Annotated in this window: 13 protein-coding genes; 10 read left to right on the forward strand and 3 right to left on the reverse strand. The window is 70.8% G+C overall.

What is annotated here, in order from left to right; all coding sequences use genetic code 11:
* The first annotated feature begins 85 nt into the window (after positions 1 to 85).
* A complete protein-coding gene (locus ACFQ7F_RS15050; RefSeq protein ID WP_383270452.1) occupies positions 86 to 1,228 on the forward strand; it encodes a glycosyltransferase family 4 protein in 1,143 nt (380 codons plus the stop codon).
* A gap of 170 nt (positions 1,229 to 1,398) precedes the next feature.
* On the opposite strand, the gene ACFQ7F_RS15055 is transcribed toward ACFQ7F_RS15050, so the two are convergent.
* Complete coding sequence (locus tag ACFQ7F_RS15055) at positions 1,399 to 3,195, reverse strand: AMP-dependent synthetase/ligase (protein ID WP_383270454.1); 1,797 nt, start codon at positions 3,193 to 3,195, stop codon at positions 1,399 to 1,401.
* A gap of 309 nt (positions 3,196 to 3,504) precedes the next feature.
* On the opposite strand from ACFQ7F_RS15055, the gene ACFQ7F_RS15060 reads away from it, so the two are divergent.
* The 6 genes from ACFQ7F_RS15060 to ACFQ7F_RS15085 all read left to right on the forward strand — a co-directional run bounded on the left by ACFQ7F_RS15060 (position 3,505) and on the right by ACFQ7F_RS15085 (position 8,489).
* Positions 3,505 to 4,275 carry a metallophosphoesterase gene (locus ACFQ7F_RS15060; protein WP_383270456.1) on the forward strand — a complete coding sequence of 257 codons (771 nt, stop codon included), beginning with the start codon at positions 3,505 to 3,507 and terminating at the stop codon, positions 4,273 to 4,275.
* A 94-nt stretch (positions 4,276 to 4,369) separates the two neighbouring features.
* On the forward strand, positions 4,370 to 4,813 hold the full coding sequence (locus tag ACFQ7F_RS15065; protein ID WP_383270458.1) for an SRPBCC family protein: 444 nt from the start codon (positions 4,370 to 4,372) through the stop codon (positions 4,811 to 4,813).
* A gap of 121 nt (positions 4,814 to 4,934) precedes the next feature.
* A complete protein-coding gene (locus tag ACFQ7F_RS15070; protein ID WP_383270460.1) occupies positions 4,935 to 6,071 on the forward strand; it encodes an ArsA family ATPase in 1,137 nt (378 codons plus the stop codon).
* A 71-nt stretch (positions 6,072 to 6,142) separates the two neighbouring features.
* On the forward strand, positions 6,143 to 6,613 hold the full coding sequence (locus tag ACFQ7F_RS15075; RefSeq protein WP_383270461.1) for a DUF5304 domain-containing protein: 471 nt from the start codon (positions 6,143 to 6,145) through the stop codon (positions 6,611 to 6,613).
* Positions 6,614 to 6,667: 54 nt separating this feature from the next.
* Entirely contained in the window at positions 6,668 to 7,609 is a 942-nt protein-coding gene (locus ACFQ7F_RS15080) for an ROK family glucokinase (RefSeq protein WP_383270463.1), read from the forward strand.
* A 124-nt stretch (positions 7,610 to 7,733) separates the two neighbouring features.
* Complete coding sequence (locus ACFQ7F_RS15085) at positions 7,734 to 8,489, forward strand: endonuclease/exonuclease/phosphatase family protein (protein WP_383270465.1); 756 nt, start codon at positions 7,734 to 7,736, stop codon at positions 8,487 to 8,489.
* 5 nt (positions 8,490 to 8,494) lie between these two features.
* Here the strand turns inward: ACFQ7F_RS15085 and ACFQ7F_RS15090 are convergent, their stop codons facing one another.
* Both ACFQ7F_RS15090 and ACFQ7F_RS15095 read right to left on the reverse strand, forming a co-directional pair.
* On the reverse strand, positions 8,495 to 9,208 hold the full coding sequence (locus ACFQ7F_RS15090; RefSeq protein ID WP_383270467.1) for a hypothetical protein: 714 nt from the start codon (positions 9,206 to 9,208) through the stop codon (positions 8,495 to 8,497).
* The gene (locus ACFQ7F_RS15095; RefSeq protein WP_383270469.1) at positions 9,120 to 9,899 is read right to left on the reverse strand and encodes an alpha/beta hydrolase; all 780 of its coding nucleotides are present in this window, start codon (positions 9,897 to 9,899) and stop codon (positions 9,120 to 9,122) included. Before ACFQ7F_RS15095 ends, ACFQ7F_RS15090 begins: the two co-directional genes overlap by 89 nt.
* A 159-nt stretch (positions 9,900 to 10,058) precedes the next feature.
* Here ACFQ7F_RS15095 and ACFQ7F_RS15100 point away from each other — a divergent pair, with 159 nt between their 5' ends.
* The 3 genes from ACFQ7F_RS15100 to ACFQ7F_RS15110 all read left to right on the forward strand — a co-directional run bounded on the left by ACFQ7F_RS15100 (position 10,059) and on the right by ACFQ7F_RS15110 (position 12,806).
* Entirely contained in the window at positions 10,059 to 10,805 is a 747-nt protein-coding gene (locus tag ACFQ7F_RS15100) for a lysophospholipid acyltransferase family protein (protein WP_383270506.1), read from the forward strand.
* A 67-nt stretch (positions 10,806 to 10,872) separates the two neighbouring features.
* On the forward strand, positions 10,873 to 12,126 hold the full coding sequence (gene macS, locus ACFQ7F_RS15105) for a MacS family sensor histidine kinase (RefSeq protein WP_383270471.1): 1,254 nt from the start codon (positions 10,873 to 10,875) through the stop codon (positions 12,124 to 12,126).
* On the forward strand, positions 12,123 to 12,806 hold the full coding sequence (locus tag ACFQ7F_RS15110; protein ID WP_383270472.1) for a response regulator: 684 nt from the start codon (positions 12,123 to 12,125) through the stop codon (positions 12,804 to 12,806). Before macS ends, ACFQ7F_RS15110 begins: the two co-directional genes overlap by 4 nt.
* Positions 12,807 to 12,875 lie beyond the last annotated feature (69 nt).

A 12,875-nucleotide genomic window follows, 5' to 3' on the forward strand; every position in this document is an offset into this window, starting at 1 on the left:
GGCTGTGAATGGGCCATGAGGCGGGGCCGTCCGGGAGGCGAGGCCGTTCGGCGCTCCGGCGGGCTTTCGGTACTGTCGGGCGACGATGCACAAGACCCTGATCGTCACGAACGACTTCCCGCCCAGGCCCGGTGGCATCCAGGCGTTCCTGCACAACATGGCGCTGCGCCTGGACCCCGAACAGCTCGTCGTCTACGCCTCCACGTGGAAGCGGGGGCGCGAGGGTGCCGACGCGACGGCCGCCTTCGACGCGGAGCAACCCTTCAAGGTCGTACGCGACCCCACGACGATGCTGCTCCCGACCCCGGGCGCCACACGGCGCGCGGTCTCGCTCCTGCGGGAACACGGCTGCGAGTCGGTGTGGTTCGGGGCGGCGGCGCCCCTCGGGCTCATGGCGCCCGCACTGCGGAAGGCGGGCGCCAGGCGTCTTGTCGCCACGACGCACGGGCACGAGGCGGGATGGGCGCAGCTGCCGGCCGCACGGCAACTGCTCGGCCGTATCGGCGAGTCGACGGACACGATCACCTATCTGGGTGAGTACACCCGCTCGCGCATCGCCGCCGCGGTGTCGCCCGCGGCGGCTGGGCGGATGGTCCAACTGCCGCCGGGCGTCGACGAGAAGACGTTCCACCCCGGGTCGGGCGGGGACGCCGTGCGGGCCCGCCTCGGCCTGACGGACCGGCCGGTCGTGGTGTGCGTCTCGCGCCTTGTGCCGCGCAAGGGGCAGGACACGTTGATCCTCGCCATGCCGAGGATTCTGGCTCGGGAGCCTGAGGCGGTGCTCCTGATCGTCGGGGGTGGCCCCTACGAGAAGGACCTGCGCAAGCTCGCCGCCGAGACGGGGGTCTCGGACTCCGTGCGGTTCACGGGGGCGGTGCCGTGGGAGGAACTTCCCGCGCACTACGGCGCGGGTGACGTCTTCGCGATGCCGTGCCGCACCCGGCGCGGGGGCCTTGACGTCGAGGGGCTCGGCATCGTCTACCTGGAGGCCTCCGCGACCGGCCTTCCGGTCGTCGCCGGGGACTCCGGCGGGGCGCCTGACGCGGTGCTCGACGGTGAGACGGGGTGGGTTGTCCGGGGCGGCTCCCCGGAGGCCGCCGCCGACCGGATCATCACGCTGCTCGGCGACGCGGAGTTGCGTCAGCGCATGGGGGAGCGGGGGCGGGAGTGGGTCGAGGAGAAGTGGCGCTGGGACCTGCTGGCGGAGAAGCTTCGGGAGTTGCTGTAGCGCCTAGTGGGGTGCCGCTGGAGGTTGTTGCGCGACTGACCGCCGTCCCGGGCTGGCCGCGCAGTTCCCCACGCCCCGTAAGGGGCGCGGGGAACTGCGCGAGCAACCACAAGAGACCGTGAGCCGCGAAGAGACAAGGCCCCCCACGGCGAGTGGGCGCCCCGCCACCGCTACCCGCGGTAAATCGCCTCGATCTCGTCGGCGTAGTCCTTGGCGACAACATTCCTCTTCAGCTTCAACGACGGAGTCAGATGTCCCGACTCCTCCGTGAACTGCAGAGCGAGGACACGGAACTTGCGCACGGACTCCGCCTTGGAGACCGCCGCGTTGCCGTCGTCCACCGCGCTCTGGATCTCCGCGAGGAAGTCCGCGTCGTCCCGCAGCGACGCCGCGGTGGAGTCCGCCGGCTTCCCGTGGTCCAAGGCCCAGCGGCCCACGAACTCGTCGTCGACCGTGACGAGCGCGCCCACGAACGGGCGGCCGTCGCCCACGACCATGCACTCCGCGACGAGTGCGTGCGCGCGGATACGGTCCTCGATCACCGCGGGAGCGACATTCTTGCCGCCCGCCGTCACGATGATCTCCTTCTTGCGGCCGGTGATCCGGAGGTAGCCGTCCTCGTCGAGCGTGCCTATGTCGCCCGTGTGGAACCAGCCGTCGGCGAGCGCCTCTTCGGTCGCGCCCTCGTTGTTCCAGTACTCCTTGAACAGGTGCTCGCCGTGCAGCAGGACCTCGCCGTCGTCGGCGATCCTGACGACAGAGCCCGGCAGCGGCTGGCCGACCGTGCCGATCTTCTGGCGGTCCCAGGGGTTGAAGGCGGTGGCCGCGCACGACTCGGTGAGGCCGTAGCCCTCGAGGACCGTGAAGCCGATGCCGCGGAAGAAGTGGCCCAGGCGCTCGCCGAGCGGTGCGCCGCCCGAGATCGCGTACTCGCCGCGCCCGCCGAGCACGGCCCGCAGCTTGCTGTAGACCAGCTTGTCGAACGTCTTGTACTTGATCTTCAGGCCGAGCGAAGGGCCGCTCGGGGTGTCGAGCGCGCGGCTGTACGCGATCGCCGTGTCCGCGGCCTTGTCGAAGATCTTGCCCTTGCCGTCGGCCTGCGCCTTGGCGCGCGCCGAGTTGTAGACCTTCTCGAAGACGCGCGGAACGCCCAGGATCATGGTCGGCCTGAACGACGCGAGCTCGTCCGTGAGGTTCTTGACGTCGGGCGCGTGGCCCAGCTTGATCGGCGCCATCAGCGCGGCGACCTCGACCAGGCGTCCGAAGACGTGCGCGACGGGAAGGAAGAGGAGCACCGAGCACTCGCCGGTGCGGAAGAGGGGCTTGAGGCGCTCGACCACGTTGCCGCACTCGGCGAAGAAGCTGCGGTGCGTGAGGACACAGCCCTTGGGGCGGCCCGTGGTGCCCGAGGTGTAGACGATGGTGGCCGGGTCGTCGGCGCCCGCGACCGCGCTGCGCTCGTCGACGGTCTCCTCCGGGATGTCGGCGCCCGCGCGGTTCAGCTCGGCGACGCCGCCGCGGTCGATCTGCCAGATGTTGACCAGGTCGGGAAGCCGGTCGCGCACGGAGTCGACGGCGGCGGTGTGCACGTCGAGCTCGACGACGATGCCGACGGCACCGGAATCGCCCAGGATCCACTGGATCTGCTCGGCCGAGCTGGTCTCGTACACCGGCACGGTGACCGCGCCCGCGCTCCAGATCGCGAAGTCCAGGAGCGTCCACTCGTAACGGGTGCGGGACATCAGGGCCACGCGGTCACCGGGGCGCACACCGGAGGCGATGAGCCCCTTCGCTGCCGCGCGCACCTCGACGAGGAAGGTCTTGGCATTGACGTCCTGCCAGCTGCCGTTCACCTTGCGGCCGATGACGGCGACATCCGGGTGCTGCGCGGCATTTCTGCGGACGATGTCGGTCAGGTTGCCGTCCGCAGGGACCTCGTACAGGGCCGGAAGGCTGAACTCGCGCAAGACTGCTGCTCCTACATAGGGCGCCGGCGCCACGACGTTGTGCGATGCGACGGTGCGGTCCAAGATCGGGCAGGTGCTCCGTGGAAATTGGGGGGAAAGGCGGCTGGAGCACTACTGGACTGCCCGGACGTTACCCATGGGTATGGCTTGTTCGATAGGGGGTCCGGGCCAGATGTTCGGTGCGTCACACGACGTTGTGGTCTGAACCGCACAGTACGCCACGCCATTCCCGACTCGTAAGTAACCGCAGGTCCGCCCCCTTCTCGATGCCTCTACCCACGTTTGCCCGCTCGTTCTAGGGTGATCGGCATGTCAGGTTTCCGGGTCAACGTGGTCAGTGACGTGCACGGCAATACAAAGGATCTCGCCCGCGCGGGCGAGGGGGCCGACGCGCTCGTCTGTCTCGGTGATCTGGTCCTGTTTCTCGACTACGCGGACCACTCGCGCGGTATCTTCCCCGACCTCTTCGGCAAGGAGAACGCCGACCGCCTCGTCGAGCTGCGCACCGCACGGCGGTTCGACGAGGCCAGGGACTTCGGCGCCGGGCTGTGGGCGGGGATAGACCGCAAGCCCGCCATCGAGAGAGCGGTGCGCAAGCAGTACGCCGAGCTGTTCGCCGCCTTCCCCACACCGACGTACGCGACGTACGGCAATGTCGACATGCCGACCCTCTGGCCCGAGTACGCGGGCCCGGGCACCACCGTCCTCGACGGCGGCCGGGCCGAGATCGGCGGCCGGGTCTTCGGGTTCGTCGGCGGCGGTCTTCGTACTCCCATGCGGACGCCCTACGAGATCAGCGACGAGGAGTACGCGGCCAAGATCGAGGCCGTCGGCGAGGTCGACGTGCTCTGCACGCACATCCCGCCGGACGTCCCCGAGCTCGTGTACGACACCGTGGCGCGCCGCTTCGAGAGGGGTAGCCGTGCGCTTCTCGCAGCCATTCACAAGACCCGCCCGCGATACGCACTTTTCGGCCACGTCCACCAGCCGCTGACCCCGCGTATGAGGATCGGGGCGACGGAGTGTGTGAACGTGGGGCACTTCGCGAGCTCGGGCAGGCCGTGGGCCCTGGAGTGGTGACAGCGGGCCACCCCATGCGCGGTAGCCTTCACGCGTCACACACGTACACACACCAAGCCCCCCGTACCGGACCGCATCTGGAGGAGCCACAGCGATGGCGGAACACACCAGCTCGAGCATCACGATCGAGGCGGCACCGGCCGAGGTGATGGCGGTGATCGCCGACTTCGCGCGCTACCCGGACTGGACGGGCGAGGTGAAGGAGGCGGAGGTGCTCGACACCGACGACCAGGGCCGCGCCAAGCAGGTCCGCCTCGTCATGGACGCGGGCGCGATCAAGGACGACCAGACGCTCGGGTACACGTGGACCGGCGAGAACGAGGTCAGCTGGACCCTCGTCAAGTCGCAGATGCTGCGCTCGCTCGACGGGTCGTACCTCCTGAAGCCTTCGGGGACCGGCACGGAGGTCACGTACAAGCTGATCGTCGACGTCAAGATCCCCATGCTCGGGATGATCAAGCGCAAGGCGGAGAAGGTCATCATCGACCGGGCGCTCGCGGGCTTGAAGAAGCGGGTGGAGTCGGGCGGTCAGGCCTGAAGACCCTGGGTAATCGGGTGGGTGGGCGGGAGACATCCGCCGCGAAGCGGCGGTAAAAGTCAGCCGAGCAACAGGCCCGCGGCCAAAGGCGCCCCCGCCGGCTCCCGTACCGTTCACTCTTATGCGCACCCTCCTCGTCACCGGCCCCGGCGGCTCCGGCCGAACCACTGTCGCCGCGGCCACCGCGCTGTCCGCCGCCCGCGAGGGGCACCGCGCCCTGCTGATCTCGGCCGACCGCGTCGAGGCCATCGGCGTGGAACACGCGAACCTCACCGTCCGCAGGCTGACCCCCGGCGACGAGTTCCGCGACGACCTCATGGCCCTGCAGAAGCGCGCGGCCTCCGCGCTCGACCTGCTCGGCGCCGGACGCCTCGACGGCGAGGAGCTCACCCCGCTGCCCGGCAGCGACGAGCTGGCCCTGCTGCGCGCCCTGCGCGACGCCGGGCAGGACGCGTACGACACCGTCGTGGTGGATCTGCCCCCGGTGAACCGCGCCCTCGCGGTCCTCGCGCTCCCCGAGCAGCTGCGCCGCTACCTCCGCAGGCTCCTGCCGCCCGAGCGACAGGCGGCCCGCGCCCTGCGCCCCATGCTCGGCCGCCTCGCGGGCGTCCCGATGCCCGCCGACTGGCTGTACGAGACCGCGGCCCGCTGGGACACCGAACTCGCCGCCGCGCAGGCCGTGATCGAAGATCCGGGCACGACGGTCCGCCTGGTCGCCGAGCCGGGCCCCGCGGGCGCCGACGCCGTGCGCGCCGCCGCCACCGGCCTCGCCCTCCAGGGCCTGCGCACCGACGCCCTGACCGCCAACCGCGTCCTGCCCGACGACACCGCCGACACCTGGCTCTCCGGGCTCGTCGCCCAGCAGCGCAAGACGCTGGCCGAGTGGGAAGAGACGTACGGCGAGAGCCTGAGTCCCCTGAAGCACCTGGGACGCGATCCGCGCGGCAACGACGACCTGGCCGGTCTCGGCGTGCCCGCCCCCGCCGCCGCCCCGGCCCCCGTGAAGTGGCCCGTCGTCGACGCCCTCGCCGAGGACGGCGTACTGATCTGGAACATCCCGCTCCCCGGAGTCGTACGCGAAGAGCTCGGCCTTGTCCGGCGCGGCGACGAACTGGTCGTCACCGCGGGCCCGTTCCGGCGCATCGTCACGCTGCCCTCCGCCCTGCGCCGCTGCACCGTCGAGGGCGCCGGGCTGCGCGAGGGCGAGCTGCGGGTGCGGTTCGCGCCCGACCCCGATCTGTGGCCGCAGACACGGTGAACGCGCAACCGCCGTTCGGGTAACGTCGAGAGTACGAAACCTTGGACCGCCCTCCGCAGGAGTCTTCCGTCATGAGCGATGCCACCGAGCGCGAAGTGCCCGAACCCGAAGCGGCCGCCCCCGACGCCGACGCGTGGGAGAAGGCCTGCGCCGAGGACCTCGCGGCGGAGAAGGCCCGGCGCCGTGCCCAGTACGGGCCGCCGCCCGGATCGGCCGCCGAGGAGCTGCGCAAACTCGTCGACGCCGTCTCGGAGAAGCTGTCGGGGCTCCAGTCGCCGTTGCTCGGCGCGGTCGCGCAGGGTGCCGTCGAGCAGACCGTGAAGCAGGTCGTCCAGCAGGCGAAGGCCGCCGTCGAGCCCGTCATCGAGCGCAACCCCGACGTCTTCGACCACCTCGCCGCGGCCGGTGGCGAACTGCTCGCCGCCTACCGCTCCGCGGTCGAGGGCCAGGAGGGCCGCTGGACCCGCGGGAGCGACGCGGCGAAGGGCCCTGACCCGCGGGACGAGGGTCCCGGTCCCGCCGAACACATCGACTTGGACTGAGCCCCCCTCGGGTACGGTTGGCCGTAGCGGGGCTCGACCGAAACTGAGGGACACATGGGACTCACCATCGGCGTCGATATCGGCGGCACGAAGATCGCGGCCGGAGTGGTCGACGAAGAGGGCACCATTCTCGACACCCACACGGTGCCCACTCCGCCGACCGCCGAAGGCATCGTGGACGCGATCTGTGCCGCCGTCTCCGGCGCCGGCAAAGGGAACGACGTGGAGGCCGTCGGCATCGGTGCCGCCGGTTATGTCGACGACAAGCGCGCCACCGTTCTCTTCGCACCGAACATCGACTGGCGCCACGAGCCGCTGAAGGACAAGGTCGAGCAGCGGGTCGGCATGCCGGTCGTCGTGGAGAACGACGCGAACGCCGCAGCCTGGGGCGAGTACCGCTTCGGCGCGGGCCAGGGCCACGAGGACGTCATCGTCATCACCCTCGGCACGGGTCTCGGCGGCGGCATCATCATCGGCAACAAGCTGCGGCGCGGGCGCTTCGGCGTGGCCGCCGAGTTCGGGCACATCCGTGTGGTGCCCGACGGGCTGCTGTGCGGCTGCGGCAGCCAGGGCTGCTGGGAGCAGTACGCATCCGGCCGTGCCCTTCTGAGGTACGGACAGCAGCGCGCCAACGCGACGCCGGAGTCAGCCGAGATCCTGCTCGGTCTGGGCGACGGCACGGTCGAAGGCATTGAGGGCAAGCACATCAGCGAGGCGGCCCGGCAGGGCGACCCCGTCGCCGTCGACTCGTACCGCGAGCTGGCCCGCTGGGTCGGCGCTGGCCTGGCCGACCTGGCCTCGCTCTTCGACCCCTCCGCGTTCATCGTGGGCGGCGGCCTCTCCGACGAGGGCGAGCTGGTGCTCGACCCGATCCGCAAGTCGTTCAGGCGCTGGCTCATCGGCGGACAGTGGCGTCCGCACGCGCAGGTGCTCGCGGCGCAGCTCGGCAACAAGGCGGGGATGGTGGGCGCCGCCGACCTGGCACGCCAGGGTTAGTCGCCGCTGACTTCCCGCTGTTTTCTCGCTGTTCTTTCGCTGATTCCGACCGAGGCCCGCTGTCCCCTCCGGGGGCGGCGGGCCTCGTCGTGGCGGCACCCTCGCACCGCGTATCTTGATCTCCATGGTGACGCTTCCCAACTCCAGGACCGAGGACGACGGTTCAGCCGTGGTCCGGGTACTCAGCTACAACATCCGGTCCATGCGGGACGACACCGACGCGCTCGCCCGGGTCGTCGCCGCCTGCGAGCCCGACCTCGTACTCCTCCAGGAAGCGCCTCGCTTCTTCCGGTGGCGCAAGAAGCTGGCGCGCCTCGCCCGCGCCGCCGATCTGGTGCTGCTCTCGGGCGGGGCCACCGCGTCCGGGCCCGCGCTGCTCTGCTCGCTGCGGGCCACCGTCGAGCGGACCGAGGACGTGCTGCTCCCGCTGACGCCAGGACTGCACCGGCGCGGCTTCGCGACCGCCGTCGTGCGGTTCGGCGGCGCGCGGCTCGGCGTCCTGAGCTGCCATCTGAGCCTGCAGAGCGACGAGCGGTACGCACAGGGCGGGATGCTGCTCGACCGGGTCGCCGGGATGGGCGTGGAGCACGCCGTCGCGGGCGGTGACCTCAACGACCGGCCCAAGGGCCGTACGTTCCGCAGGCTCGCATCGGAGCTTCGGGACTGCTGGGCCACCGCGCCCTGGGGCGGCGAGAACACCTCGACGCCGTGCGACCCGCATCAGCGCATCGACGCGATCTTCGCCACCTCGGGGGTCGAAGTCCTCGGCTGTGGCGTCCCGTTGGAGCTCGACGGGGTGAGCGAGGCGGATCTGCGGGCGGCCACCGACCACCTGCCGGTGCTCGCCGCCCTCAGGATTCCCGCGGCCAAGAGCCTGTAGGTCCCTCAGACCACCGCGCCGCGGCCTGGATCCTCGTCCTCTTCGTCGTCGCCCTTCATCCGCGCCACCAGCGTGCCGAAGCCGCCGAGGAAGCCGCCGATGCTGAGCGTCGTCAGCCACCACGTCATCTGCCAGCCGAGCAGCACCGCGAGCAGAAGCAGCAGCGGGCCGCCCAGCACGGCGAGCCAGGCGAACTTGGCGGTGACGTCCGCGGCGGGCAGCGGCGGAGGCTCCGGCGGGACGAAGTGACCCTCGTCGTCCGCGCCCAGGTCGTCGTCGGACGGCTCGGGCGCCGTGTGGTCACGCGGGCCGCCGCCCACGCCGGGGGCGAAGGAGACGGAGCCGCCCAGCGTCTTCTTGGACCCGGAGTCGTCGGGGTCGTCGGGGGCAGTGGGGTTCTTGGTCTTCTCGGAGCCCGACCCCGGAGTCTCGTTCGTCTCCGGTTCGAGCAGTGCCAGGTCCTCGACGGACTTGAACGGTTTGGCGCCGGGCGGGTCCGCCGGCTCCTGGCCGTACCCCGCGACGATCGCCTGCCAGGCCGCGTCCTCGTCGAGCGGCAGCCCCTGGGAGGGCTCATCCCGCTTCTCGGGCTCGCGGCTCTCGTCGCCGTCGGGTTCGATTCGGTCCTGCTCAGCCACCGGTGGCCGTCCCTTCCTTACCGACACTGGGGGCGAGCCGGCCGATGAACGCGTAGCTCTCCTCGAAGATCCGGTCCGCATCATGGTCCAACGTCGCGACGTGGTAGCTCTGTTCCAGGAGGGTCTCGGTGACGTCCGTGGACGACACCCGGCTGAGGATCCTGGCCGAGTCGACCGGCGGCACCACATGGTCCTGCGGGCTGTGCAGCAGGAGCAACGGCTGTGTCACCTGCGGCAGTTCACGGTCCAGGCGTTGGAAGAACCGGCGCATCGAGTGCGCCGCGTGCAGCGGAACCCGGTCGTAGCCGATCTCCACCGAGCCCTCCAGGGCGATATCGCTCGCGATGCCCTTCGTCGAGGGCACCAGATGCCGGGCGAGCGGCAGCGCGTGCGCGGCCAGGCCGTGCACCTTGTTCGCCGGGTTCACCAGGACGATGCCCCGCACCTCGTCGCCGTGCTTGGCCGCGAGCCGCAGCGTGAGCGCGCCGCCCATGGAGAGGCCGAAGACGAAGACGTCGGTGCACCGCTCCAGGAGCCCACGCAGCTCGCGCTCCACCTCGGCGTACCAGTCCTGCCAGCCGGTGATCTGCATGTCCTCCCAGCGCGTGCCGTGCCCGGGAAGGAGCGGGAGCGAGACGGTCAGGCCACGGTCCGCGAGGTACTCGGCCCAGGGGCGCAGGGACTGCGGGGATCCGGTGAAGCCGTGACAGAGGAGGACGCCGACCTCGCCGCCCTCGTGGCGGTACGGCTCGGCTCCGGGGAGGACCGGCACTTCGGTCTCCTTCGTGAGATGTACTGCGTGGATTCGAGGAGTACTTCACCGTACGCGACCGGACTGACACCGACCAGGGCCGTCGGGCCCTTTGGGCTTACCGCGGGTTAAGGTCTGATCCACACATAACAGGAGGCACTCGGTTTGATCTACGGCGCAATGAAGGTCGCCATCGGAGGGCCACTGAAGCTCGGCTTCAGGCCCTGGGTGGAGGGCCTTGAGAACGTACCCGCCGAGGGACCGGCCATCCTGGCGAGCAACCATCTCTCCTTCTCGGACTCCTTCTTCCTGCCCGCGGTCCTGGACCGCAAGGTCACCTTCATCGCGAAGGCGGAGTACTTCACGTCTCCGGGCGTGAAGGGCAAGCTCACGGCGGCCTTCTTCAAGGGCGTGGGCCAGCTGCCCGTGGACCGCTCGGGCGGCCGCGGCGCGGGCGAGGCGGCCATCAAGAGCGGCATCGAGGTCCTGGAGCGCGGTGAGCTCTTCGGCATCTACCCGGAAGGCACGCGTTCGCCCGACGGGAGGCTCTACCGTGGCAAGCCCGGAGGCCTCGCGCGTGTGGCCCTCTCCACCGGGGCGCCCGTGCTCCCCGTGGCGATGATCGACACCGAGAAGATCCAGCCGCCGGGCAAGGTGATGCCGAAGCTGATGCGGCCCGGCATCAAGATCGGCAAGCCGCTCGACTTCAGCCGCTACCACGGCATGGATCACGACCGGTTCATCCTGCGGGCGGTGACCGACGAGGTCATGTACGAGATCATGAAGCTGTCCGGCCAGGAGTACGTCGACGAGTACGCGACGGCGGCCAAGCGCCGCGCCTCGGACGCGGCGAAGGCCGAGAAGGAAGCGGAGAAGAAGGCGGAGAAGGCAGCGGCGGCGGCCGAGAAGGAACGGTCCGGCGCGTAAGCGCGTCGCTGCAAGGGGGAGTCGAGTGCCAGGGGGAGCCGCAGGGCGACCCCAAGGGGTGGGGGACATGACCAAGCGCGTCCGCGTCATGAGGATGTCGGTCGAACAGCCGCTGTGGCGTGCGCTGACCGGCTACCGCGTACTGACGATGCTGTACGCGATCGGCCTGTTCGTCGCCGCGTACGAGAAGTTCGACCGGCCCTGGGTGGCCATCGCGTTCTACGCGGTGCTGGCCGGGTGGACCATCGGCACCCTGCCGAAGGTCGCGAACGCGGCGAGCTGCACCAAGCGGTTCCTGATCACCGACCTGACCATCGCCCTTGTCGGCATCCTGCTCACGCCGGTCGCCGACTCGCACCAGCGGATCGTCCACGACGGCCCGACGCTGCCCTCGATCTGGACGGCGGGCGCGGTGCTCGCGTTCGCGATCAAGGGCGGCTGGCGGTGGGCGGCCCTGGCATCGGCACTCGTCGGCGTCGCCAACATCGCGCAGCGCGGCAGGCCCACCCAGGACACGCTCCACAACGTCCTGCTCGTCTGCATCGCGTCCATCGCCATCGGATACGTCGTCGAGGTGGCCCGCGCCTCCGAGCGCACCCTCGCCCGCGCCCTGGAGATCGAGGCCGCGACCCGCGAGCGCGAGCGCCTCGCCCGCGACATCCACGACAGCGTGCTCCAGGTCCTCGCGATGGTGCAGCGGCGCGGCAGCGCGCTCGGCGGCGAGGCGGCGGAGCTCGGCAGGATGGCGGGGGAACAGGAGGTCGCGCTGCGCACGCTGGTGGCGGGCGGCCTGGTGCGGACCTCGCACGAGTCGGAGGACGCCTCGCTCGGAGCCGTCGTCCGTGCGGTGGAGGAGCCCGACGACCACGCGGCCGCCGATGACGGCGAGCCCTGCGATCTGCGCTCGCTCCTCTTCCCGTACGCGGGCGCGAAGGTGACCGTCTCGGAGCCGGGCGCTCCGGTCGGCCTGGCGCCGCAGGCCGCGCGGGAGCTGGCCGCCGCGGTGGGCGCCGCCCTGGACAACGTGCACCGGCACGCGGGCCCGGACGCCGGTGCCTGGATCCTCGTCGAGGACGAGCCGGACTGCGTGATCGTGACGGTGCGGGACGACGGCCCCGGCATCCCCGACGGCCGTCTCGCCGAGGCCGAGGGGGAGGGGCGGCTCGGTGTCGCCCTGTCGATCCGGGGGCGCCTGCGGGACATCGGCGGCACGGCCGAGCTGATCTCGGTGCCGGGCCAGGGCACGGAAGTGGAACTGAGGGTCCCGCGGGACTCGCCGAACACAGCAAGCACACGGGGGAAGGCAGGAAAGGAACGATGAGCGCACAGCAACAGCAGGAGGGCACCGTCAGGGTCATGGTCGTCGACGACCACCCCATGTGGCGGGACGCCGTCGCCCGCGACCTCGCGGAGGCCGGCTTCGACGTGGTCGCCACGGCGGGCGACGGCGAGCAGGCCGTGCGCCGCGCACAGGCCGTCGCGCCCGACGTCCTCGTACTCGATCTGAACCTGCCCCTGAAGCCGGGCGTCCAGGTCTGCAAGGAACTCGTCGGCGCCAACCCCGCCCTGCGCGTACTCGTCCTCTCGGCGAGCGGCGAGCACGCCGACGTCCTGGAGGCCGTCAAGTCCGGCGCCACCGGCTACCTCCTGAAGTCGGCCTCCACCGCCGAGCTGACCGACGCGGTGCGCCGCACCGCCGTCGGCGACACGGTCTTCACCCCGGGCCTCGCGGGCCTGGTCCTCGGCGAGTACCGCCGCCTCGCGTCCGATCCGACGCCCGGAACGCCGGACGAGCCGAAGGCCCCGCAGCTGACCGACCGCGAGACCGAGGTGCTCAGGCTCGTCGCCAAGGGACTGAGCTACAAGCAGATCGCCGAGCGCCTGGTCATCTCGCACCGCACCGTGCAGAACCACGTGCAGAACACCCTGGGCAAGCTCCAGTTGCACAACCGCGTGGAGCTCGTGCGGTACGCGATAGAGCGAGGCCTCGACGACGCGTGACCCTCATATGAGTGAACTCGGGTGATCAACTCCCTTGTTCCGGCCAGGAATTGACCATCCGCACCGTCC

It is taken from the genome of Streptomyces sp. NPDC056486 (genome assembly GCF_042795295.1).
Classification (GTDB): Bacteria; Actinomycetota; Actinomycetes; order Streptomycetales; family Streptomycetaceae; genus Streptomyces.

Bases quoted from the DNA above. Each gene is read 5' to 3' on its own strand.
- ACFQ7F_RS15050 (WP_383270452.1), top strand. From the start codon at position 86: ATGCACAAGACCCTGATCGTCACGAACGACTTCCCGCCCAGGCCCGGT.
- ACFQ7F_RS15060 (WP_383270456.1), top strand. From the start codon at position 3,505: ATGTCAGGTTTCCGGGTCAACGTGGTCAGTGACGTGCACGGCAATACA.
- ACFQ7F_RS15065 (WP_383270458.1), top strand. From the start codon at position 4,370: ATGGCGGAACACACCAGCTCGAGCATCACGATCGAGGCGGCACCGGCC.
- ACFQ7F_RS15070 (WP_383270460.1), top strand. From the start codon at position 4,935: ATGCGCACCCTCCTCGTCACCGGCCCCGGCGGCTCCGGCCGAACCACT.
- ACFQ7F_RS15075 (WP_383270461.1), top strand. From the start codon at position 6,143: ATGAGCGATGCCACCGAGCGCGAAGTGCCCGAACCCGAAGCGGCCGCC.
- ACFQ7F_RS15080 (WP_383270463.1), top strand. From the start codon at position 6,668: ATGGGACTCACCATCGGCGTCGATATCGGCGGCACGAAGATCGCGGCC.
- ACFQ7F_RS15085 (WP_383270465.1), top strand. From the start codon at position 7,734: ATGGTGACGCTTCCCAACTCCAGGACCGAGGACGACGGTTCAGCCGTG.
- ACFQ7F_RS15090 (WP_383270467.1), bottom strand. From the start codon at position 9,208: ATGCGGACCGGATCTTCGAGGAGAGCTACGCGTTCATCGGCCGGCTCG.
- ACFQ7F_RS15100 (WP_383270506.1), top strand. From the start codon at position 10,059: ATGAAGGTCGCCATCGGAGGGCCACTGAAGCTCGGCTTCAGGCCCTGG.
- macS (WP_383270471.1), top strand. From the start codon at position 10,873: ATGACCAAGCGCGTCCGCGTCATGAGGATGTCGGTCGAACAGCCGCTG.
- ACFQ7F_RS15110 (WP_383270472.1), top strand. From the start codon at position 12,123: ATGAGCGCACAGCAACAGCAGGAGGGCACCGTCAGGGTCATGGTCGTC.